At 36.3% G+C, this 22,745-nt stretch carries 18 protein-coding genes and 1 riboswitch; of the genes, 1 reads left to right on the forward strand and 17 read right to left on the reverse strand.

What is annotated here, in order from left to right; translation table 11 throughout:
• Positions 1 to 130: 130 nt before the first annotated feature.
• The 3 genes from IWX83_RS10810 to IWX83_RS10820 all read right to left on the reverse strand — a co-directional run bounded on the left by IWX83_RS10810 (position 131) and on the right by IWX83_RS10820 (position 3,905).
• Complete coding sequence (locus IWX83_RS10810) at positions 131 to 1,279, reverse strand: pyridoxal phosphate-dependent aminotransferase (protein WP_196829628.1); 1,149 nt, start codon at positions 1,277 to 1,279, stop codon at positions 131 to 133.
• Positions 1,280 to 1,337: 58 nt separating this feature from the next.
• Positions 1,338 to 2,165, reverse strand: coding sequence for a prephenate dehydratase (locus IWX83_RS10815; RefSeq protein ID WP_196829630.1), 828 nt, complete (start codon positions 2,163 to 2,165; stop codon positions 1,338 to 1,340).
• A 492-nt stretch (positions 2,166 to 2,657) separates the two neighbouring features.
• Positions 2,658 to 3,905, reverse strand: a complete 1,248-nt coding sequence (locus IWX83_RS10820; protein WP_196829632.1) for a dicarboxylate/amino acid:cation symporter — start codon at positions 3,903 to 3,905, stop codon at positions 2,658 to 2,660.
• Positions 3,906 to 4,095: 190 nt separating this feature from the next.
• On the opposite strand from IWX83_RS10820, the gene gldA reads away from it, so the two are divergent.
• On the forward strand, positions 4,096 to 4,992 hold the full coding sequence (gene gldA / locus IWX83_RS10825; RefSeq protein WP_196829634.1) for a gliding motility-associated ABC transporter ATP-binding subunit GldA: 897 nt from the start codon (positions 4,096 to 4,098) through the stop codon (positions 4,990 to 4,992).
• A 190-nt stretch (positions 4,993 to 5,182) separates the two neighbouring features.
• On the opposite strand, the gene metF is transcribed toward gldA, so the two are convergent.
• The 14 genes from metF to IWX83_RS10895 form a co-directional block, all read right to left on the reverse strand.
• A complete protein-coding gene (gene metF / locus IWX83_RS10830) occupies positions 5,183 to 6,139 on the reverse strand; it encodes a methylenetetrahydrofolate reductase [NAD(P)H] (RefSeq protein WP_196829636.1) in 957 nt (318 codons plus the stop codon).
• A gap of 80 nt (positions 6,140 to 6,219) precedes the next feature.
• Positions 6,220 to 9,327, reverse strand: coding sequence for a vitamin B12 dependent-methionine synthase activation domain-containing protein (locus IWX83_RS10835; protein WP_196829638.1), 3,108 nt, complete (start codon positions 9,325 to 9,327; stop codon positions 6,220 to 6,222).
• A 404-nt stretch (positions 9,328 to 9,731) separates the two neighbouring features.
• On the reverse strand, positions 9,732 to 10,394 hold the full coding sequence (locus IWX83_RS10840; RefSeq protein ID WP_132066479.1) for a hypothetical protein: 663 nt from the start codon (positions 10,392 to 10,394) through the stop codon (positions 9,732 to 9,734).
• A gap of 130 nt (positions 10,395 to 10,524) precedes the next feature.
• The gene (locus tag IWX83_RS10845; RefSeq protein ID WP_196829640.1) at positions 10,525 to 11,574 is read right to left on the reverse strand and encodes a homocysteine S-methyltransferase family protein; all 1,050 of its coding nucleotides are present in this window, start codon (positions 11,572 to 11,574) and stop codon (positions 10,525 to 10,527) included.
• Positions 11,575 to 11,870: 296 nt separating this feature from the next.
• A riboswitch (SAM riboswitch) is annotated at positions 11,871 to 11,990 on the reverse strand.
• Positions 11,991 to 12,159: 169 nt separating this feature from the next.
• On the reverse strand, positions 12,160 to 13,212 hold the full coding sequence (locus IWX83_RS10850) for an NAD(P)/FAD-dependent oxidoreductase (RefSeq protein WP_073355078.1): 1,053 nt from the start codon (positions 13,210 to 13,212) through the stop codon (positions 12,160 to 12,162).
• Positions 13,213 to 13,404: 192 nt separating this feature from the next.
• Positions 13,405 to 14,007: a bifunctional precorrin-2 dehydrogenase/sirohydrochlorin ferrochelatase gene (locus tag IWX83_RS10855; protein ID WP_196829642.1), complete on the reverse strand. Its 603-nt coding sequence runs from the start codon at positions 14,005 to 14,007 to the stop codon at positions 13,405 to 13,407.
• On the reverse strand, positions 13,994 to 14,788 hold the full coding sequence (cobA, locus tag IWX83_RS10860) for a uroporphyrinogen-III C-methyltransferase (protein WP_196829643.1): 795 nt from the start codon (positions 14,786 to 14,788) through the stop codon (positions 13,994 to 13,996). Before cobA ends, IWX83_RS10855 begins: the two co-directional genes overlap by 14 nt.
• Positions 14,778 to 16,871, reverse strand: a complete 2,094-nt coding sequence (locus IWX83_RS10865) for a HEPN domain-containing protein (RefSeq protein ID WP_196829645.1) — start codon at positions 16,869 to 16,871, stop codon at positions 14,778 to 14,780. Before IWX83_RS10865 ends, cobA begins: the two co-directional genes overlap by 11 nt.
• A 29-nt stretch (positions 16,872 to 16,900) precedes the next feature.
• On the reverse strand, positions 16,901 to 18,145 hold the full coding sequence (locus tag IWX83_RS10870) for a sulfate adenylyltransferase subunit 1 (RefSeq protein WP_196829647.1): 1,245 nt from the start codon (positions 18,143 to 18,145) through the stop codon (positions 16,901 to 16,903).
• A 96-nt stretch (positions 18,146 to 18,241) separates the two neighbouring features.
• Positions 18,242 to 19,141, reverse strand: a complete 900-nt coding sequence (gene cysD / locus IWX83_RS10875) for a sulfate adenylyltransferase subunit CysD (protein ID WP_196829649.1) — start codon at positions 19,139 to 19,141, stop codon at positions 18,242 to 18,244.
• Between the two features lie 67 nt (positions 19,142 to 19,208).
• A complete protein-coding gene (locus IWX83_RS10880) occupies positions 19,209 to 19,910 on the reverse strand; it encodes a phosphoadenylyl-sulfate reductase (protein ID WP_196829651.1) in 702 nt (233 codons plus the stop codon).
• Complete coding sequence (locus tag IWX83_RS10885; protein WP_196829653.1) at positions 19,910 to 20,812, reverse strand: sulfite exporter TauE/SafE family protein; 903 nt, start codon at positions 20,810 to 20,812, stop codon at positions 19,910 to 19,912. Before IWX83_RS10885 ends, IWX83_RS10880 begins: the two co-directional genes overlap by 1 nt.
• A 117-nt stretch (positions 20,813 to 20,929) precedes the next feature.
• Positions 20,930 to 21,340, reverse strand: a complete 411-nt coding sequence (locus IWX83_RS10890; RefSeq protein WP_073355066.1) for an Rrf2 family transcriptional regulator — start codon at positions 21,338 to 21,340, stop codon at positions 20,930 to 20,932.
• Positions 21,341 to 21,524: 184 nt separating this feature from the next.
• Positions 21,525 to 22,697: a PLP-dependent aspartate aminotransferase family protein gene (locus tag IWX83_RS10895; RefSeq protein ID WP_196829655.1), complete on the reverse strand. Its 1,173-nt coding sequence runs from the start codon at positions 22,695 to 22,697 to the stop codon at positions 21,525 to 21,527.
• Positions 22,698 to 22,745 lie beyond the last annotated feature (48 nt).

The following is a 22,745-nucleotide window of genomic DNA, read 5'->3' on the forward strand; positions in this document are numbered from 1 at the left end:
TTTTTTTGTAGCTAATCCTGCTATTCGTTTCAATCTCTTATGCCGAACCCCGGCATAAAAGGATTTCCACTGCTATCAGGGCTAGGGAATCTCGTTATCCAGAAATTTATTTTTCTTTAAACGACTTTTTTTAAGCAAATCTGCTAATAGCTTCCTGTACTTTTTCTTCTTTTACACACAATGCAAATCGTATGTATCCTTCGCCATTGCTCCCAAAAATAGTTCCCGGCGCGATAAATATAGATTTCTCATACAATATTGTATCAATAAACTGTTCTGCAGAGGTTATTCCGTCAGGCAATTTGGCCCAAACAAATAACCCAACACCTTCTTTGTACACTTTACATCCTAATTTCTCAGCCAACAGCTCCGTTAGAACGCGCCTCTTTTTATAAATTTCGTTCATAGAATCAAACCAAATCGCATCGCTTTTCAACGCTTCGATTGCTCCTTTTTGAATCCCAAAGAACATCCCGCTATCCATGTTGCTTTTTACTTTCAAAACAGCATCGATACAAGCTGCATTTCCTAACAGCATTCCCACTCGCCAACCCGCCATGTTGAAAGTCTTGCTCAAAGAATTCAATTCCAAAGCCACGTCTTTTGCTCCTGCCACTTGCAACAAACTCATCGGATTGTCATTTAAAACAAAACTGTATGGATTATCATTGATTAATAAAATGTTATATTTTTTGGCGAAAGCCACTAACTTTCCAAACAATTCTAAACTTCCTCTCGCTCCTGTTGGCATGTGCGGATAACCAATCCACATGATTTTTACTTTCGATAAATCCAGTTGTTCCAAAGCCTCAAAATCAGGTTCCCAGTTATTGCCTTCTTTTAAATCATAATATACTGGAACTGCTCCCACCAAATTAGTCACCGAAGTATATGTTGGGTAGCCTGGATTTGGTATCAACACCTGGTCTCCTTCATTCAAAAAAGCCAGTGAAACATGCATAATTCCTTCTTTAGACCCCATCAAGGGCAAGATTTCATTAGCTGGATTTAACGCAACTCCATAATTATTTTTGTAAAAATCAGCCATACCTTGACGTAATTCCGGCAATCCTTGATAACTCTGGTATTGATGCGCATTTTCATCTTGCATTGCCAGAACCACTGCATCAATTACAGCTTGTGACGGTTGTAAATCAGGACTTCCAATTCCCATATTGATAATGGGTTTTCCTTCGGAAGCCAGTTGTCTTACTTCTCTTAATTTTGAGGAGAAATAGTATTCTTCAATTATATCGAGACGTTTAGCTGTTTTGATCATGATCTTACATTTATATTATTACTCTAATCTTACTCCTTTTTGGGACTGAGCTAGGTGGCTATTGTTTTGTATTTTTATATTCCCCTAATACTTTGAAATATTCCGCCATAATGACCAATAATGATTTTGCTTTAGCATAATCTTCATATTTTTCAAAAGTAACATCCACAAAAAAGGAATATTTCCAAGGCGTCTCTATTTTTGGCAACGATTGTATTTTGGTTAAATTCAGTTTACAATCGCTCATCACATTCAAAACTGCCGCTAAGCTACCCCGCTTGTGATCCAATTCGAATTTGATGGACGCTCTGTTAATTTCGCCTTCTGGTACAAATGAATTCTCTTTTTTGACGATTACAAAACGGGTCATATTATTTTTAATCGTTTGAATTTCAGGCGCTAAAATTTCCAAATCATACATTTCAGAAGCGGTTTTACTGGCAATTGCAGCAATTCCTTTCAACTGATTCTCCTGAATTCTACGCGCGGTTTCAGCAGTATCTTTGTCTTCAACTAGTTTTATATTTGGATATTTTTTAAGGAATTCCATACATTGTAAAATAGCCATAGGATGCGAATGAACTTCCAGAATATCTTCCATTTTCTGCCCTTTTAACGCCATTAAATTTTGATGAATTCTCAAATAATGTTCTCCTATGATGTGCAAATTATTTTTGTCAATCAAAGCGTAATTTGGAATAATTGGCCCCGCAATAGAATTCTCAATCGCCATAACTGCCTGATCTGATTTCCCTGAAAGAAGGTTATCCACTAACTCTTCAAAGGATAAACATTCGTCCAGAGCAATATTTTGATCGAAATATTCCTGTGCCACCTGATGATGAAAAGAACCCGTTATGCCCTGTATTCCAATTATTTTATTCATTTTACACACTTTTAAGCAAAAAAAAATCCCGATTTACATCGGGATTGTATGTTTATAGTATCAATTTAATTTTTCTAATTAAATAACCATACAACAATCCCTTTCTACCTTCCAGAAGAAATAATAAGAGTTGCTAAAATAAAATCGGTTACTCAACATGTTGTTGTTTTTTTGTATTAATTACTCTGCGAATGTATACATAATTTCCAGCTAACCCAAAAAAAAGAAGGCTTTTATTGCACTAAAAAAGGATTCACTAAAAAACTAGTTATTAATTATGTAATAATTAAAAAAAGGCTTTAAAAATCTCATTTAGTTAGTGAGTATTTGAAATTTATATCCTTTAAATCTTTTCTAACCTCCATTTTATGCCAGTTATAGACAAGACAAACTCGTACCACTGCCTATCAGAGTTATTATAATGCCAAGAAAATATGAAAATGATTTTATTATAGAGGATTAAATCAATACTACTTTTAGATAAACATCAAATTAGGCCACTAATTTTTCGGTAAGCCATTTTTTTCCTTCCGAAATTCGGGTCACCAACATCGCTGATACTAGATCGCCATTGGCATTTAGCAAAGTTGCCATTGGATCTACTAAAGTTCCTATAATCATAGCTGCGGGCAAAGCTTGTTCCATTGGAAAACCATAAACAGTTATGGCGAGAATTTCTCCTATGTAACCTCCATTTGGAATTCCGCCCTCGACAACCGAAACAATTACCGTAATTCCTAACGCAATCAGCAACGTATTCGGTTCGGTTAAATCTTTTCCAAACATGGCAAAAATAACTGCAATTTTTATAATCGATGACATACTCGAACCGTCTTTATGCAAAGGCGCACCCAGTGGAATAACTACATTTCTGATGTGAGCCGGAATATTCATTTGTTCGGCACCTTCCAGATTAGCAGGAATTGTAGCAATGCTACTGCACGTTCCCAATGCCGTTAATGAAGGCGTAATATTATTTTTCCAAAACACTTTAAATCCTACTTTTCCCCCAGCAATGAAAGCATACAAACTAAAAAACACGACAAAGTAAAAAGCACAAAGTGCATAATACAGTCCCAAAGGTTTTGCGTAGGCGCCAAATAATTGCGGTCCAAAAATCCCAACCTGATATGCAAAATAAGCACCTAATCCTATTGGAGCCGTTTTCATAATGATGTGCAGCAACTGTTTCATCACTTCATTGCCTGAATTCAAAAACCTACTGAAATCTTTCCCTTTTTCACCCGATTGCAAACTAGCAAATCCTATCAAAAATGAAAATATAATGAGCGCTAACATATTTTTCCGAGACAAAAGTTCAAAAAAATCACTTGCAGTTAGCAGTTGGGTTATTTGAGAACCCGCGCTACTTTCCTGAATGGTTTCTAATGGAATTTTTGAAATAATAATATCCTGTTGAATAGGAAATAACAAGACAGCAACTAGCATCAAAATAGCCGAAATCAACACGGTGCTTAAAAACACTCCTATAACAATGACAAATAATTTTCCCAGTTTCTCTGTTTTTTCTAAATTGGCAATCGAAGATGCAATCGTAAAAAAAATCAACGGAATAATGGCTGTAAACAACAAATTCAGAAATATATCGCCCAAAGGTTTAATCACTTCTACTCCTTTTCCAAAAACTAAACCCAATATACTTCCTGCCAAAATTCCGCCAAGAAGCAATAATATACTTTTGTAATTCTTCAAGAAATTGCCAATTTGTATTGTTGCCATAGTATTCTATTTTATTGTAAATATATAAATCTATACCACTAGTTATAACCTATTTTTTGACTTTAAAAATCGGAATTTATAGCCATTTGAAAATTTGAATTAAAAAAATCTCAAAAATCCTTTGAATCAGTGGCAAAAGAAACAACAAATCAATACTTTTTCTGTTTACTTTTGTACCAAATAAAATTCCATGTCAATAGAAGTTAGTAATATATCCAAAAGTTACGGTGCCCAAAAAGCACTGGATAACATTTCATTTTCTGTCAAAAAAGGAGAAATTGTTGGTTTTTTAGGTCCAAATGGTGCTGGAAAATCGACTTTAATGAAAATATTGACCACGTATATCATTGCCGATGAAGGGATAGCAATCGTAAATGGAAACGATGTGAACACCCAACAAAAAGCAGTGCAACTTTCTATTGGTTATCTTCCAGAACACAATCCGTTATATTTAGATTTGTATGTGAGAGAATATTTGGCTTTCAATGCTGATGTGTACAAAGTAGCCAAATCGCGCATTGAAGAAGTACTTCAATTGACAGGTTTAACAACCGAAAGCCATAAAAAAATAGGACAATTATCCAAAGGATATCGCCAGCGTGTAGGTCTTGCAAACGCTTTATTGCACAATCCTGATGTTTTGATTCTCGATGAACCAACAACTGGTTTAGATCCGAATCAATTAATGGAAATTCGAAATGTGATTAAAAACGCAGGAAAAGACAAAACCGTTTTCCTTTCTACACACATTATGCAGGAAGTAGAGGCAATTTGCGACCGTGTTATCATCATTAATAACGGGAAAATTGTAGCTGATAAAAAACTGGACAACTTAATTTCTGCCGACAAAGAACAGGTTATCGAAGTGGAATTTGATTACAAGATCGAAGAACAAGCTATTGCAAAAATCCCCCATTTAAAATCTTTCAAAAATATACATGATTGCTCTTGGGAACTGACTTTTCTATCCGATAAAGACATGCGCCCAGCTGTTTTCGATTTTGCTCACGATAACGGATTGAAAACATTACAACTGAATCAGAAAAATAAAAATTTGGAGGCTGTTTTTAGAGAAATTACGAAATAAGTGTCAGGTATTCAGTTACGACTATTCAGTATTCAGTATTCAGATAAAAAAGCTTCGTTTTGTCATTCCGACGAAGGAGGAATCTCATAAAGTGTGATTCCTCCTTCGTCGGAATGACAAAATTATTAAAATTAAAAAAGCTTCCAGCCTTTATAAAGATTGGAATCTTTTGATATAATAATACTAAATTCTAAAAAACCTTACTCGCTATTTGCTTAATATTTTCTGATTTCCCCATTGAATAATAATGCAACACGGGAACGCCCGCTGCTTTCAATTCTAATGATTGTTGAATCGCCCATTCGATTCCAACTTGTCTGATATCTGCATTGTTTTTACATTGATCCACTGCATGAATTAAATCTTCCGGCAAATCGATTCGGAAAATTTGTGGCAATACTTGTAAGTGTCTTTGTACAGCGATTGGTTTAATTCCTGGAATAATAGGAACGGTAATTCCCATTTCTCTGGCTTTGGCAACAAACTCAAAATATTTTGCATTGTCAAAAAACATTTGTGTCACCACATAATCCGCACCGGCTTCTACCTTCTCTTTCAAACGTTTCAAATCGGAAATTAAAGACGGAGATTCCAAATGTTTTTCTGGATATCCAGCAACTCCAATACAAAAATTGGCTTTATTATCAACATCTATGACCTCGTGCAAGTACTTTCCGCAATTTAGTTGGTTAATTTGCTTGACCAAATCAACAGCAAAATCATTCCCTCCTAATTTAGGAACAAAAGATTGTTCGTCTTTCATCGCATCACCTCGCAAAGCCATCACATTATCAATTCCCAAATAATGACAATCGACCAATAAATACTCGGTTTCTTCTTTGGTAAAACCACCGCAAAGCACATGAGGAACTGTGTCGACATTATATTTATGCTTGATTGAAGCACAAATTCCAAGTGTTCCCGGACGCATTCTGGTTAGTTTTTTTTCCAATAATCCATTACCCTTATCGACATAAATAAATTCCTCGCGAGAGGTGGTTACATCTATAAATGGCGGTTTGAACTCCATCAACGGATCAATATTATCGTATAATTCCTGAATGCTTTTTCCTTTTTGAGGCGGAATAATTTCGAAGGAAAATAATGTTTCTCCTTTTGCTGCTTCTATATGTTGTGTTACTTTCATTCTTTTTTTGTTTAAAGTTTAAGGTTTAAGGTTTAAGGTTTCTTTCGAACAACTTTAAACTTTAAACCTTAAACATTTTTTTAATCCGCAATATTTGGGTTCAGCCATTTCATAGCTACTTCGGTGGACACACTTCTTCGTTTTGCATAATCGATGACTTGGTCTTCTTTTATTTTCCCTAGTCCGAAATACTTGCTTTCTGGATTTCCAAAATAATATCCTGAAACCGAAGAAGCTGGCCACATCGCCATACTTTCAGTCAGCGTTACACCAATTTCTTCTTCCACATTTAGTAATTTCCAAATAGTTGGTTTTTCTAAATGATCTGGACAAGCCGGATAACCCGGTGCAGGACGAATACCTTTGTACACTTCTTCAATCATGGCCTCCGTACTTAAATTTTCATCGGCCGCGTAACCCCAAATTTCCTTACGGATTCTTTCGTGAAGGTATTCGGCAAAAGCTTCTGCAAAACGGTCTGCTAATGCTTTGACCATAATCGAGTTGTAATCGTCCAAATCTCTTTCGAATTCAGCCGCCCATTCATCAACCCCAAAACCAGTCGTCACACAAAACGCACCCATATAATCTGTTTTACCGCTGTCTTTCGGAGCAATAAAATCAGACAATGCGATGTTTGGAGCACCTTTAGTTTTTTGAGATTGTTGACGAAGCGTTAAGAAGAGCCCCCTAACCCCCGAAGGGGGAACTTCTACCTTTGTCGATAATTCTTTACTAATAGTATCAATAGTACCATTTAAATTATTCAGAACTTGATTGTTTGTATATCTGACAACTTTAAATCCTTTTGCTTCTAGCCAAATAGTTCTGTCTCTGTCGTGTTCAATTTGTTCAGGATCATTATGAATAGAACCATCTACTTCAATCACTAACTTTTTTTCTAAACACACAAAATCAACAATATATTCCCCTACTATATGTTGTCTTCTAAATTTAAACCCTTCAATCCCCTTATTAGACAAAACATTCCACAGCATTTTTTCAGCTTCTGTCGGCTTGTTTCTCATCTCTTTTGCCCGTACTTTTAACCTGTCATACAAAACAGGACTTGCAGTTTCCCAAGCCTGCTTATCTACCATTTCAGTAGCGCCCCCTTCGGGGGCGGGGGGGGCTTCGTATATTTCAATATCATCATCATTGACCTGATTCGCTGGGAAAATTCCATAAATTCCTTTGGCTGTCAATTTCTTTTCCTTCAAAATAACCTCCAACATTTCTTTGGCATCTGCAAAAACGGAAGTCGCTTGTTCACCTACAACCTCATCAGTCAAAATAGCCGGATATTTCCCGAACAATTCCCATGTTCTAAAAAACGGTGTCCAGTCAATATACGGAACCAAAACATCCAAATCGACTTCGATTGTTTTTGTTCCAATAAAATTAGGCTTCATCGGGTTGTATTTATCCCAATCCAATTGTAGTTTATTTTTGCGAGCTTGCTCAATCGTCAGGAAATTTTTGTCTCGCGAACGGTTCAAAAACGTTTCTCTGAAAGCATCGTACTCCGCTCGAATATCACTTGCATATATTTTTTTATCTTTATTCAGTAAACTTCCCGCAACGGTTACTGCTCTCGAAGCATCGTTTACGTGGATAACTGTTTCTCTGTACTGAGGCGCAATTTTTACGGCAGTATGGGCTCTTGAAGTTGTTGCTCCCCCAATCATTATTGGGATTTTCAAACCTCGTTTATCTAGTTCTTTCGCCAGATATACCATTTCGTCTAATGACGGTGTAATTAATCCGCTTAACCCAATGATATCCACGTTGTGTTCTATTGCAGCAGCTATAATTTTTTCTGGAGGTACCATTACACCTAAATCTACAATTTCATAATTATTACAAGCTAAAACCACTGAAACAATATTTTTTCCAATGTCGTGTACATCTCCTTTTACAGTTGCCATCAATATTTTGCCATTCCCTCGCTTGTCGCCAGCTTCTTTACTAGCCTCAATGTAAGGCAATAAATACGCTACCGCTTTTTTCATAACCCTTGCTGATTTTACCACTTGCGGTAAAAACATTTTCCCCGAACCAAATAAATCCCCAACGACATTCATTCCCGCCATCAAGTTGATTTCGATTACTTCGATTGGTTTTGTCGCTGCTAATCTTGCTTCTTCAACATCAATTTCTATGAATTCATCAACTCCTTTTACTAACGAATGCGTTAATCGTTCCTGAATAGTTCCCGAGCGCCATTCTTGAACTGCTTTTTCATTGCTCTTTACATCTCCTTTTACATTTTCGGCAAAGTCCAATAATCTTTCGGTTGCATCATCACGTCTGTTTAGAATTACGTCCTCAACACGTTCTAAAAGATCCTTCGGAATTTCGTCATAAATAGAAAGCATTTCTGGATTCACAATTCCCATTGTCATTCCGTTTTGAATCGCATGGTACAAGAAAACCGAGTGCATTGCTTCCCGAACCGTATCATTTCCTCTAAACGAAAACGACACATTACTCACCCCACCGCTAATATGTGCATGTGGAAGATTCTCCCGAACCCATTTGGTTCCTCTAAAGAAATCCAATGCGTTCAAGCGGTGTTCTTCCATTCCTGTTGCTACCGGAAATATATTTAAATCGAAAATAATATCTTGAGCTGGGAATCCCACTTTATCCACTAATATATCATACGAACGTTGGCAAATTTCTATTCTACGCTCATAATTGTCCGCTTGACCTACCTCATCAAAAGCCATCACAATTACTGCAGCACCGTAGCGCTTGATTAATTTGGCGTGATGTATAAATTGCTCTTCCCCTTCTTTTAACGAAATAGAATTCACCACACTCTTACCTTGCACCACTTTCAAGCCCGCTTCAATAATATCCCATTTCGAGCTATCAATCATGATTGGAACCCTAGAAATATCCGGTTCAGCAGCAATTAAATTCAGGAATTTTGTCATGGCATATTCGCCATCAAGCATTCCTTCATCCATATTAATATCAATGATTTGTGCGCCACCTTCCACTTGTTCTTTTGCAATACTGAGTGCTTCTTCGTATTTTTCTTCTTTGATTAATCGAAGGAATTTTCTAGAACCTGTAACATTCGTGCGTTCACCAATATTGACAAAAACGCTTTCCGGCGTAATAATCAAAGGCTCTAATCCAGCCAAAACAAGGTTTTTTCTAGTTTCTTTTTCTGCCATTTTATTTTGAGTTACTAAGTTCCTAAGTTGCATAGGTTCTAAGTTATTTTATCTTATAATTTGCTTTTTACAAAGCACTTTTTCAGTTTTTTGGGCGTGTTCGCTGCGGCGAACGGGCTATTCCTTTCAAGTCCTCACTACGTTGCGCTATCGCTACACTTCGCTGTGGGCTTTTCACTACTATCCCTCACGCGGTTCTGTGATAACAACAATATTATTTGCTTCTTTTTGTCATTCCGACAAAGGAGGAATCTCACTAGTTGCTAACGTGATGTGATTTCTCGTTCCTCGAAATGACAATCTAAACTACTTTATTTCTCATGAACATTTTCTGTCTTTGTGGGGAATCTCAGCAACCTCCTCGAATAACATAGATTCTTCCTTCTCTCGCTAGCATAAGAAATCTACTTACATTTATCATTATAATAATTTGCAATTTCAAATATATTTTCCTTCGTGAATTCTTTTGTATTAATTTTTTCACTTAATTCCTCACAATCTTTAAAACATTCTGCTGCCATTACTCTAAAGGTTTTGAATGTATTAACTTTTTGATACATTAATCTAGGAATAGATTCATTATTAAAATAACAATAATAATCTGAGTAGCTGTTAGAATTAAAATTTCCTCTCAAATTAACTACACTCACTTGACCTCCTAAACCAGGCCCCATGGAGAAACCGCCACCACCTTCAAAAGCATGGACTCCATAAATTTTAATCTTATCCTTTTCAACAATCAATTCTGCTAGAACATACTTTTTTTTATCAGTGCTATTCTTTTCTAACAGGAGCGAAGCTAGAATAAAATCATTTTTATTAATATTCTTCTTTCCGCTATAAACAGTAAATTTTAAGTTATTAATATCCGAAAAACCAATCTTCTCATGATTTTTCTTATTTACATCTTTAAAATCTATGTGATACAAACTTACTCTACCAAAACCACTTACTACATTTCCATTTTTCAATAACACTTTAACTTCTTCATATTTCGTCCCAAATTGAGAATAACTAAAATTTGTAATTAGAACCAACAGTGTAATTGTAAAATATTTTTTCATCATCTAAATAATTTATTGTTGTTTTTTAGTATTTATAACTTAACTCCGTTGAGAACTCACTCTTTTGAGAGCATCGTGAACGTATCTATTTCAAACCTATTAATAACGTTCAAAAAACCTCGCAATGATGAGACTACATCACCGCCGTCGAAATTCTTGGTCTATAATCCTTTGCAATATCAGCAATCAACTTGATGTGTTCTGGGGTTGTTCCGCAACAACCGCCTATAATGTTTACTAAATTATCGTCGAGATATTCTTTGATGAATGCTTGCATTTGCTCTGGTGTTTCATCGTATTCTCCAAAGGCGTTTGGCAATCCTGCATTAGGATGTGCTGATACATTGAACGACGTATTTTGAGACAAGGTTTGTAAATAAGGTTTCAATAAATCAGCTCCTAAAGCACAATTGAATCCTACACTCAACAACGGAATATGCGAAACTGAAACTAAAAAAGCTTCTACCGTTTGCCCAGAAAGTGTTCTTCCAGATGCATCGGTAATCGTTCCCGAAACCATAATTGGAATATCAATATTACGCTCGTCTTTGACTTGTTCAATGGCAAAAAGTGCTGCTTTAGCATTTAAAGTGTCGAAAATGGTTTCCACCAATAATAAATCGCTTCCTCCATCAATTAAGGCTTCGACTTGTTGTTTGTAGGCAATGCGTAAATCATCGAAAGTTACGGCTCTGTAACCGGGATCATTTACATCTGGTGACATGCTGGCCGTACGGTTTGTTGGTCCTATGGAACCGGCTACAAAACGAGGTTTGTCTGGATTTTTGGCTGTGAATTCATCGGCTACTTCACGGGCAATTCGTGCCGATTCATAGTTCAATTCATAAACCAAATCTTCTAGATGATAATCAGCCATACCAATTGTGGTTCCTGAGAACGTATTGGTTTCAACGATATCTGCTCCTGCTTCAAAATAGGCTGCGTGAACTGCTTTTATGGCTTGTGGCTGGGTAAGTGATAATAAATCATTGTTTCCTTTCAAGGAATGTGGAAAATCTTTGAAACGTTCGCCACGAAAATCCTCTTCAGAAAAATTGTAGCGTTGCAACATGGTTCCCATGGCTCCATCTAAAACAAGAATTCTTTCTTTTATAGCCTTATAAATAAGCCCTCTAGCCCCTGAATGGGGAACCCCTAAACTGTCTTTTGAAATGCTTGACATAATTGTTTATTTCTTGTAAATCCCGGTCTGCACTGAGATTCGTTCTTTTGATTAATAATTACAAAAGTTCACTATTTTAGCCCTTTAGCCCCGATTGCAGTGAAAATCCTTTCTCGTCCTGAACTTGTTTCAGGATCCTGAAACAAGTTCAGGACGAGAAAGATTGCAACGGAAAGCGGGAACGGTATTGGCAGAAAAAACGCCAATTGTTCGCTCCTGATACTGAAATTAATTCAGTAGGCTAAAATCGATAGGTTGTCAAGAAAAGGTTTGAGAAATACTAAGTGAGTATTCGTGTGTTATCTATCTTAGATGCTGAAACAAATTCAGCATAAAGTAGAATGTAGCACCTTCTTTAAAGATAAAGGGTTGCTAAGGTTTCATCGGGTCTTTCCCTCCGCCTTTCGTGATAACTTTCAATAAATATAGGAACAGTGCAAAGTAAAGACATAGCGCTAACAATTGCAAGTTTTTTTTAAAAGTTTCTAAGGCAGTTTGTTGCAAAAATTTTAAAAAAAAGGTTCTGAATTGCAAGGATTTAAACCAACCTTAGCAACTCAGAACCTTTGTAACTTTGTACCTTTTTTATACTATGGCTTTCACCACCGCTTTTGGAGCCTCTTTACGAGTTCCATCAAACCCATCAACACCAGAAACTGTCGTGTATTTCAATACATATTTCTTCCCTGGATTGATAATTTGGTAGGCTGCCTGGCACATTAAAGTCGCTTCATGGAAACCACAAAGAATCAATTTTAATTTTCCAGGATAGGTATTTACATCTCCTATTGCGAAAATTCCCGGAATGTTCGTTTGGTAATCCAATGAGTTATTTACTTTGATGGCATTTTTTTCAATGTCTAATCCCCAGTTTCCTATGGGACCTAATTTTGGTGTAAGTCCAAAAAGCGGAATAAAATAATCCGTTTCTATGGTTCTTCTTGCACCATTTTCATCAAGTACAACAGATTCGATATGTTCTGCTCCATTGAGCCCTACTACTTCAGCAGGTGTAATCAACCGTATTTTTCCAGCATCTTTTAATTCCTGTACTTTTTCAACAGAATCTAATGCGCCTCTAAACTCATTTCTTCTATGAATCAAAGTCACTTCAGAGGCAACGTTAGAAAGGAATATACTCCAGTCTAAAGCAGAATCTCCTCCACCTGAAATAACGACTCTTTTATCTCTAAATTTTTCTGGGTTCTTGATAAAATACTTAATCCCTTTCCCTTCATAAAAATTGATTCCGTCAATAAGTGGTTTTCTAGGTTCAAAACTTCCTAGTCCTCCAGCAATAGCCACTACCGAAGCCTGAATTTTTGTCCCTTTATTAGAGGTAACAATGAAGCTCCCATCCTCTTGCTTGTCAATCGTTTCTGCACGTTCTCCAAGAGTAAATCCGGGCTCAAATTGCTTGATTTGCTCCATCAGATTATTCACTAAATCCCCTGCTAAAACTTCAGGAAATCCCGGAATATCGTAAATTGGCTTTTTAGGATACAATTCTGATAATTGACCACCCACTTGCGGGAGTGCATCTAATATATGGCATTTTAATTTCAATAATCCTGCTTCAAAAACGGCAAATAAACCTGTAGGTCCGGCTCCTATTATAAGTATGTCTGTTTTAATCATTTTTTTATTAATTAGCCCCCTAGCCCCCAAAGGGGGAACTACAAGGAAGAGTTATTTTATTTATTTATTCGCCACAAATTACCAGTGAATTTTCTTAAATTTCAATGATAAATATCATTTTTTTCTCTCACTTATCCCCCGAAAGGAGAGAACCAGAAATTGAAGTTAATACTTTAAGTATAATATTTCACCTCAATATTTTCCCCCTTTGGGGGTCAGGGGGCTTTTTAACGCTTCGGTAATTTCATTCATTTTTTGAACTTTTTCTTCGAAATTTCCTTTCAGCGTCTTGCGATATTCATTCAAGTTTTCGACCATTTTATTGATGTCATCCGGAATTATTTCTTCAAAAAACTCACGTAATCGTTTGGCCGTTGTTGGTGATTTTCCATTAGTCGAAATAGCAATTTTCACATTTCCTTTGGTGACAATTCCACCCAAATAATAATCACATAATGGCGGCGTATCAGCAATGTTGCAAATCAAATATCTTTTTCTGGACAAATCATAAATCCTTTTATTCACTTTTAAATCATTAGTACAGGCAATAACCATGTGGCGTTTGCGTAGCATCCACCGATTGAACTTTTTATACGTCAGCTTTACTGTTGAATGGCTTGCCGCCAACGTTTCTAACTCAGGTAAAAATCGCGGCGCCACCACCTCAACATTTGCATTTGGACTCGATTTTAACAAAAAGGACAACTTTTCTAAACCTACATTTCCTCCACCTACAATAAGTGTGTTGAGATTGTGTAATTTCAAAAATATTGGATATAACTCATTCCTTTCCATAGACCAAGACCTTATTGTGATGCGATTTCAATTCGTTATAAAAAGCTACGTTTTTCTTACCATCACCTACTACTTCTCCGATTACAATAATAGCTGGAGAACTTAAATTCTTCTCTGCAACAATTTTATGAATGGTATCCACCGTTCCAATTCCTACTTTCTCCTGTGGAGTTGTTCCGTTTTGAATAATCGCAACGGGCATTTCTCCTTTAGATTCCTTTTGGAACAAAGCTACAATTTGGTCCAATTTACTCATTCCCATCAAAATCACAACGGTTGCTGTTGATTGAGCCGCTAAGACTACATCTGAAGACAATTTTCGTGCTGAAGTCGTCCCTGTAATCACCCAAAAACTCTCCGAAACTCCTCTTTTTGTCAACGAAATTCCTTGCGACGCAGGAACTGCAATAGAGGATGAAATTCCCGGCACTACAAATGTAGGAATTCCAAAGCTTTCTACGAATTCTATTTCTTCACTTCCACGACCAAAAATAAATGGATCACCTCCTTTTAGTCGCACCACATTTCCGTATGTAAGTGCATTGTCAACTATCAATTGATTGATCTCGTCTTGCGTATATTCATGACAACCTTTTCGCTTTCCCACAAATATTCTCAAAGCTTTCTTAGGAGCATAAGACAATAGTTCTTCATTTGCTAGGGCGTCATACAAAACTACATTAGCTTCCGCCAATGCTTTTGCACCTTTGATGGTAAGTAAATCCGGATCACCAGGACCAGCACCTACTAAAGTAACTTGAGGTTCTATTTTATTTTTCATCTTGAAGGTCTTTGGCTCTATATGTTTCTATGGTATCAAAAAATGCAATGGCTTCTTGAATGTATTTTGTAGCAAATTCTTTAGAGGGTTCCTCATCTTTAATTTGAAATACTAAAGCTTTTAAAGTCGATTGCAATGGGATTTTATTGGTTTCCACAAAAACAGTATCAAATAAATCTATTATTCCAGCTTGATGATTTGTTTTTTGGTTTTCTGAAAGCAATAAGGCTTTGGATCCATTTACAAAACCGGCATACGCGTGATAAATAGCATCAGACCATTTTCCTTCTTCGAAAGCTTCTTGCGCAAAAGTCAATTTATCTTTGGCTTCTAATAACAAAGTAGCTACTAAATCAATTACAACCCCGGCGCATTCTCCTATTCCAACTGCTTTCACGTAGTTATCAGCATTTCCCCAATCTACAAAATCAGCTTCGGTAAGATTCGTCAAATCGGCTAAGGGTTTCAACATTTCATAGAAATATTTCTCGCCTTTGGCATCGTAATAATTCAAGAATGATTGTCCATTTCCATTCGCTTCAAAATCATTTAAAATGTAACGCAAAGCATCAGGTCCTCTTCGGCTTGGGATTTTGATCACCTTATCTGAAAATCTTCCTGATCCGTTTCCTAAATTTCCACCACCCAATAATACTTGAAGTGCTGGCGCTACTAATTTTCCAGCATTGATTGACATTCCTTGAAAACCAATTTCCGCCATATTATGTTGCCCACAAGCATTCATACAACCACTGATTTTAATCGTGATTTCCTGATTGTTGCTGTATTGTGGATATTCTGTTTTTAAAACTCTTTCTAGTTCTACTGCGATTCCGGTGCTGCTTGCAATTCCTAAATTACAGGTATCGGTACCCGGACAAGCTGTAATGTCTGAAATGGTATTATAACCCAAAGCCACAAAATCTAATTTGGCTAATTCTTGGTAGAAAAAAGGTAAATTTTCTTCTTTTACGTGACGAATCAAAATATCTTGTCTCAAAGAAAAACGCAACTCATTAGCTGCATAATTTTTTATTAGTTCTGCCAATGCTCTAGCTTTATCGGTATAAAAATCCCCTAGTAAAACTTTGATTCCAATGGCATAATATCCTTCTTGTTTTTGCGCGATTACATTTGATTTTTTCCACGCTTCGAAAGCTACTGTGTCTTCAATTGCTACTTTTGGCGCTTCCAATAAAGGAGCTGGAATTGCACCATCAAAAGCTGTTGTGTCTATTTCAACTACTTGGTGTGACAAGGCAAGTTTCTCTTCATCGACTAAACGTAAAAATTCATCACGACCAATATCTTTGATTAAGAATTTCATACGTGCTTTCAACCTTTTAGCTCTTTCGCCAAAGCGGTCAAAAATTCTCAAGACACCTTCAGTTGTTGGGATAATTTGGTTCACCGGAATAAATTCTGACAATAATTCGGCATGGCTTGGTTGAGAACCTAATCCTCCACCTAACATTACTTTGAATCCTCTTTCCCCATTTATAATTCTTGGAATAAATCCTAAATCATGTAAATAACTTAATGCCGTATCTTTATCAGAAGACGAAAATGAAATTTTGAATTTACGTCCCATTTCCTGACAAACCGGATTTCTCAAGAAAAACTGAAACATAGCGTGCGCATAAGGCGACACATCAAAAAGTTCTTCTGAATCGATTCCTGCTGTTTCGCTAGCCGTAATATTTCTTACGGTGTTTCCACAAGCTTCACGAAGTGTAACATCATCTTTTTCTAGTTCAGCCCAAAGTTGTGGCGTTCTGTCCAAACTTACATAGTGAATCTGGATATCCTGACGCGTTGTAATGTGTAAACGTCCTGTTGAATATTCGTCAGAGACTTTAGTAATACGCGTCAATTGCTCGCTGGTCACTTTACCAAAAGGCAATTTGATACGAATCATTTGTACGCCTTCCTGACGCTGACCGTACACTCCTCTAGCCAAACGAAGGCTACGGAAACGCTCATCATCAATTTTTCCATCACGGAATAAAGCAATTTTTCTTTCTAAATCGATAATGTCTTTTTGGACAATCGGGTCTTCTATTTCGGTTCTAAAACTTTCCATCTGTGTGTTGTTTTTGGCAAAAGTTATATTTAGTTTATAAATCCAACTCCTGCTGTGGTATTAGTAGCAACGTCTATTAAAATAAAAGCGCCGTTTGATTTATTGTCATTGTAAGCATCAAAATACAAGGCTTTGCTTAATTTAATAGTAACTTCGCCTATTTCATTAATGCTCAATTGAGTCGCTGGAGTCACTCCTGAATAATCGGTTGCGATTACGTTTTTCACGCTTTCAATTTTCACCAAAACTCTGTTGGTATTGTGTTGTACCAAATATTTTGTACCTGCAACTAACTTTTTGCTATCCATCCAGCAAATCGTTGTATTGATTTCTTTTTCAATTTTAGGCAACTCATCTGATTTTACAATCATATCACCTCTTGTTACATTGATATCATTTTCCAGTTCCAAAGTAATCGAAGAACCTGCAGTCGCTTCATCAAATTGTTTGTCAAAAAAGTGAATCTTGGTCACTTTAGATTCTGTTAAAGAAGGAAGAACCGTTACGGCATCGCCAACTTTAATATTGTTACCGTATAATTTTCCGGCATATCCTCTAAAGTCATGATACTCTTCTGTTTTTGGTCGGATAACGGTTTGCACTGGGAAACGTGCTTTTCCTGTTTCAAAAACATCTTCTGGTTCTAAAGCTTCTAAATGTTCCAAAACCGTTTGTCCGTTATACCAAGGCATGTTTTCTGATTTATCTGCAACGTTCCCTCCATTGATAGCACTCAACGGAATGTAACTTACGTTTTGCTCTTTGAATGAACTTTTGCTGTTCAATGCCTGAAAATCAGCTTTGATTTTGTTGTATACCTCTTCTGAATAATCAACTAAATCCATTTTGTTTACTGCAACAATCACTTCTTTTACTCTCAATAAATTATTGATAAAAAAGTGACGGTACGTTTGCTCAATTACCCCTTTACGGGCATCAATCAAAATAATTGAAACCTGCGAAGTCGAAGCTCCCGTAACCATGTTACGTGTATATTCAACGTGACCTGGAGTATCTGCAATAATGTAACTTTTCTTGGTTGTCGAAAAATAAATATGCGCCACATCAATCGTGATTCCCTGTTCTCTCTCTGCAACCAAACCGTCGGTAGCCAATGAAAAATCAAGATAATCGTATCCTTTTTGCTTGCTGCTTTTTTCTATTGCTTCAATTTTATCAGTAGTCAACGATTTTGTATCGTACAATAATCTCCCGATTAAGGTACTCTTTCCGTCATCTACACTTCCTGCTGTTGCTATTTTTAAAACTTCCATTCTACTATTGGTTTAAAGTTTAAGGTTTAAAGTTGTTTAACTTCGTTACTTAAATCTTTTAATTTTTAAATCCTTAAATCTTTCAATTGCTGTTCTCTAAAAGTATCCTTGTTGTTTTCTTTTCTCCATCGCAGCTTCAGAACGCTTGTCATCAATTCTAGCTCCTCTTTCTGAAATAGTCGAAGAACGAATCTCTCCAACTACTTCTTGAATCGTTGCTGCATACGAATCGACTGCTGCAGTACAACTCATATCTCCAACGGTTCTAAAACGAACGATTCGCTCTTCGATTTCTTCGTCTTCCTCTTGGTAAACAAATGGAGAATGCGACCAAATCATACCGTCTCTCAAGAATACTTTACGTTTGTGTGAAAAGTAAATCGATGGAATTTCGATTTGCTCTTGCTCAATATAACTCCAAACATCAAGCTCAGTCCAGTTCGAAATTGGGAAAACACGAACGTTTTGACCATTTTCAATTTTACCGTTCAAAATATCAAACAATTCCGGACGTTGGTTTTTTTCATCCCATTGACCAAAATCATCACGAACAGAAAAAATACGTTCTTTAGCTCTTGCTTTCTCCTCATCACGACGCGCACCACCTATACACGCATCAAACTTAAATTCTTCGATAGCATCTAAAAGTGTTGTGGTTTGCAAACTATTTCTGCTAGAATATTTTCCTGATTCTTCTACCACTTTCCCTTCGTCAATAGCGTCTTGTACGTTACGAACAATTAACTCTAATCCCAATTCTTTTACCAATCGGTCTCGGAATTCAACAGTTTCAGGAAAATTATGTCCCGTATCTACGTGCAACAATGGAAAAGGAATTTTAGCAGGAAAAAATGCTTTTTGTGCTAAACGCACCAATGTAATTGAATCTTTACCACCAGAAAAAAGCAATACTGGTTTGTCAAATTGAGATATCACTTCTCTAAATATATATATCGCTTCGCTTTCTAAAGCGTTTGTTTTTACTATTGAACTCATTTTTTTTATTTAAAGATTTAAAGGATTGAAAAATTAAAAGATTTCAACAACCATTTATAATTTATAATTACTTCTGATGCAATCCGCATTCTTTATGACTGGATTCCCACCACCATCTTCCTGCTCTAATATCTTCGTCATCAGCTATTGCTCTGGTACAAGGCGCGCAACCTATACTAAAAAATCCTTTTTTGTGTAAGGTGTTTTGCGGTACATTATTCGCTTCTAAATAATCTTCAACTTCTTTCAAAGTCCATTTTAACAAAGGGTTGAATTTGATTATGTCAAACTTACTGTCGTATTCAAAAAGATCTAAATCATTTCTGTTTTCGGATTGTTCGGCTCTTAAACCTGTGATCCAAACTGAATTTCCTTTCAAGGCTTTAGTCAATGGAGCTACTTTTCGAATGAAGCAACATTCTTTTCTATTCTCCACGGATTCATAAAAACTGTTTGGACCTTTTTCATTTAATAATTCTTCTACTGCAGTTGCTTCTGGAAAATAGGTTTTAATATCTATTTTATACTTGGTCATTGTTTTGTGAAAAACATCATATGTTTCTTGAAACAACCTTCCTGTATCTAATGTAAAGATGGTGATTGGCAAATTTTGCTTCGCAATTATAGCCGTAATCACTTGATCTTCTTGCCCAAAAGAAGTGGAAAAAACTACTTTATCCTCACATTCACTCGCTAAAAAAGCAAGTGTTTCTTCTAGTGAAAAAGTTGCAGTTCTATTTAACAAAGTCTTTAAACTTGCTATATTCATTATAATAATTTAGATAATGTTCGTAAACTCAAAACAATAATTAAAATTCCAACCAAAATCATCATCGGTTGTCTTTTGATTTTGTTGACTAATAAAGCTGCTATTGGCGCCGCTATAACGCCTCCTAAAATCAGTCCTATTATCACTTGCCATCCTTCAATTCCCCCAAAAATCATGAAAGTGATTCCGCTAGCGAATGAAACGGCAAATTCAGCGGCATTCACAGAACCTATGGTGTACCTCGGATTTCTGCCTCGTCCTAATAAGGTTGAAGTCACAATTGGACCCCAACCTCCCCCGCCCACAGCATCCATAAATCCCCCAAAAGAGGCCAAAATACCCAAACGTTTGGTTTTCTTTTTTATAATATTTTTTTGCATTGCTTTTCTAATAATGATACAAGCCAATACAATCATGTAAACAGCAATAAACGGCTTAATCACATCCCCATCAATCACATCTGACAATAAATAGGCTCCCGTGATTGACCCTAAAACACCTGGTATCAGCAAGTGTCTTACTAATTTTTTATTGATATTTCCAAATTTATGATGCGAAATAGCCGATACTCCCGTAGTAAACATTTCGGCAACATGTACTCCAGTGCTACTTACTACAGGCGGAACGCCGTACGCCAATAAAAAAGAAGTGGAAGTCGCTCCATAACCCATTCCTAATGTCCCATCCACTAATTGTGCAAAAACACCGATACAAAAAAAGATTAAAAAATCTGTATCGAATCCAGCAACAAATCCATTCCAAGAAAATTCAGCATGATGATTATAAACCAGTGTAGCAATTAATCCAACTAATAAAACTACCGGAATCACAACCCACAGACGCTCTTTGAAGGATGTTTCGATTTTTACGGCAACAGTATTCTCTTTATTCTCTTTGCTCATGCTTCTCAAATTCAACTGTTTTTTATTATTTTAATCTATTACCCCATCGGAATAGTAGATTATATTGCAAAAGTAAAGATTTAAACTTAACTACAAAATTTATTTTGTGATATTTATCTAAAAAGCAATATCAGCCAGCGTATTGTTTTCCAATATCAAGAGCGTATTGTCACGCACTTCAGTCATTAGCTTACGCACCGCGCAAGTGGTTTCATCGGAGCAGTCAGCACAAGGCTCATAAAAATTGTGGCTAGCGCATGGAAGTAGTGCAATTGGCCCTTCGAGAATTCGATAGACATGAGCCATATTGATATCCTTTGGTTCTTTTATCAAGTAATAGCCACCCCCTTTTCCTTTCTTAGCACCCAAAAATCCGGAGTGACGCAGTAACAACAATATGCTTTCTAAAAATTTCAACGAAATAGTTTCACTTTTGGCAATATCAGCAATTGCTACTGGGGTTTGATCTTCTTGGCGAGCCAAAAAAGTCAACGCTTTTATTCCGTATTTTGTTTTCTTTGAAAGCATGTTAAAAAAATATAAGATTGAAGATTAACGATTTTTTAATTTCAGATTGAAAATTAATTTGAAATCAAAACGTATTTAATATTGTAACAACAAAAATATACTTTTTGAATGAAGAATAGTGACTGATGATTAACGATTATTATCCGACTCGAAATCTAAAATCACTAATCATCAATCTAAAATCTTACGAAAGCGCCTGTTCCAAATCAGCAATAACATCTTTCACGGTTTCTAATCCTACTGAAACTCGCACCAAACCATCAATAATACTTACCGCTAACCGTTCATCCACTGATAATTTGCTATGAGTTGTGGATGCTGGATGCGTAACAATAGTTCTGGTATCTCCAATATTTGCCGAAAGGGAACAGAGTTTTATTTTATCCAAAAATGCTCTTCCTGCTTCTAGCCCGCCTTTGATTTCAAAAGCAATAATATTACCGCCTAGTAACATTTGCTTTTTGGCGATTTCATATTTTGGATGCGATTTCAAGAACGGATATTTTACGCTATTCACATTCAGATTTTTTTCTAAAAATTCGGCTACTAGCAATGCATTTTCGCAATGCTTCTCAACGCGAACTGCGAGCGTCTCTAAACTTTTGGATAAAACCCAAGCATTAAAAGGCGATAAAGCAGGTCCTGTATTTCTTGCAAACAAATAGATTTGACGAATTAAATCTTCCTGTCCAACGGTTACACCACCCAAAACACGTCCTTGACCATCAATTAGTTTTGTGGCAGAATGAATAACTAGATGGGCTCCCCACTTTATAGGTTGCTGGATATAGGGCGTTGCAAAACAGTTGTCAATCACAAGGATTAAATTGTGTTTTTCAGCAATCGCTCCTAATAACTCCAAATCAATAATATCCACTGCAGGATTCGTGGGAGACTCGGCATATAGAATTTTAGTGTTTGGTTTTATCAAACCCTCTATTGTTTCTGGCTTATTAATATCAAAATAGGAAGTTTGAATATTCCACTTTGGAAAATACGTCTTAAACAACGCATGCGTTGAACCAAAAACACTGCTTGCAGAAACGATGTGATCGCCAGCATTTAACAACGCTGCAAAAGTAGAATATACGGCTGCCATTCCGGTTGCAAAAGCATATCCCGCTTTGGCGCCTTCCATTTTACAAATTTTCTCTACAAACTCAGTTGTATTAGGATTACTAAAACGGCTGTAAATATTTCTTTCTTTTTCTTCCGTAAATGAAGCACGCATGTCTTCGGCATCTTCAAAAACAAAACTGGATGATAAATACAATGGAACAGAATGCTCCTGAAATTGTGTTCTTTCTAATTGGGTGCGGATGGCTTGGGTTTCAAACCCAAATTCTTCTTCGTTCATTCTTTTTTAGTTTAAAGTTTAAGGTTTAAAGTTGTTGGAACATAAAAT

It is taken from the genome of Flavobacterium sp. CG_9.1 (assembly GCF_015751645.1).
In the GTDB taxonomy this organism is placed as follows: domain Bacteria; phylum Bacteroidota; class Bacteroidia; order Flavobacteriales; family Flavobacteriaceae; genus Flavobacterium; species Flavobacterium xanthum.

Bases quoted from the DNA above. Each gene is read 5' to 3' on its own strand.
- IWX83_RS10810 (WP_196829628.1), bottom strand. From the start codon at position 1,279: ATGATCAAAACAGCTAAACGTCTCGATATAATTGAAGAATACTATTTC.
- IWX83_RS10815 (WP_196829630.1), bottom strand. From the start codon at position 2,165: ATGAATAAAATAATTGGAATACAGGGCATAACGGGTTCTTTTCATCAT.
- IWX83_RS10820 (WP_196829632.1), bottom strand. From the start codon at position 3,905: ATGGCAACAATACAAATTGGCAATTTCTTGAAGAATTACAAAAGTATA.
- gldA (WP_196829634.1), top strand. From the start codon at position 4,096: ATGTCAATAGAAGTTAGTAATATATCCAAAAGTTACGGTGCCCAAAAA.
- metF (WP_196829636.1), bottom strand. From the start codon at position 6,139: ATGAAAGTAACACAACATATAGAAGCAGCAAAAGGAGAAACATTATTT.
- IWX83_RS10835 (WP_196829638.1), bottom strand. From the start codon at position 9,327: ATGGCAGAAAAAGAAACTAGAAAAAACCTTGTTTTGGCTGGATTAGAG.
- IWX83_RS10840 (WP_132066479.1), bottom strand. From the start codon at position 10,394: ATGATGAAAAAATATTTTACAATTACACTGTTGGTTCTAATTACAAAT.
- IWX83_RS10845 (WP_196829640.1), bottom strand. From the start codon at position 11,574: ATGTCAAGCATTTCAAAAGACAGTTTAGGGGTTCCCCATTCAGGGGCT.
- IWX83_RS10850 (WP_073355078.1), bottom strand. From the start codon at position 13,212: ATGATTAAAACAGACATACTTATAATAGGAGCCGGACCTACAGGTTTA.
- IWX83_RS10855 (WP_196829642.1), bottom strand. From the start codon at position 14,007: ATGGAAAGGAATGAGTTATATCCAATATTTTTGAAATTACACAATCTC.
- cobA (WP_196829643.1), bottom strand. From the start codon at position 14,788: ATGAAAAATAAAATAGAACCTCAAGTTACTTTAGTAGGTGCTGGTCCT.
- IWX83_RS10865 (WP_196829645.1), bottom strand. From the start codon at position 16,871: ATGGAAAGTTTTAGAACCGAAATAGAAGACCCGATTGTCCAAAAAGAC.
- IWX83_RS10870 (WP_196829647.1), bottom strand. From the start codon at position 18,145: ATGGAAGTTTTAAAAATAGCAACAGCAGGAAGTGTAGATGACGGAAAG.
- cysD (WP_196829649.1), bottom strand. From the start codon at position 19,141: ATGAGTTCAATAGTAAAAACAAACGCTTTAGAAAGCGAAGCGATATAT.
- IWX83_RS10880 (WP_196829651.1), bottom strand. From the start codon at position 19,910: ATGAATATAGCAAGTTTAAAGACTTTGTTAAATAGAACTGCAACTTTT.
- IWX83_RS10885 (WP_196829653.1), bottom strand. From the start codon at position 20,812: ATGAGCAAAGAGAATAAAGAGAATACTGTTGCCGTAAAAATCGAAACA.
- IWX83_RS10890 (WP_073355066.1), bottom strand. From the start codon at position 21,340: ATGCTTTCAAAGAAAACAAAATACGGAATAAAAGCGTTGACTTTTTTG.
- IWX83_RS10895 (WP_196829655.1), bottom strand. From the start codon at position 22,697: ATGAACGAAGAAGAATTTGGGTTTGAAACCCAAGCCATCCGCACCCAA.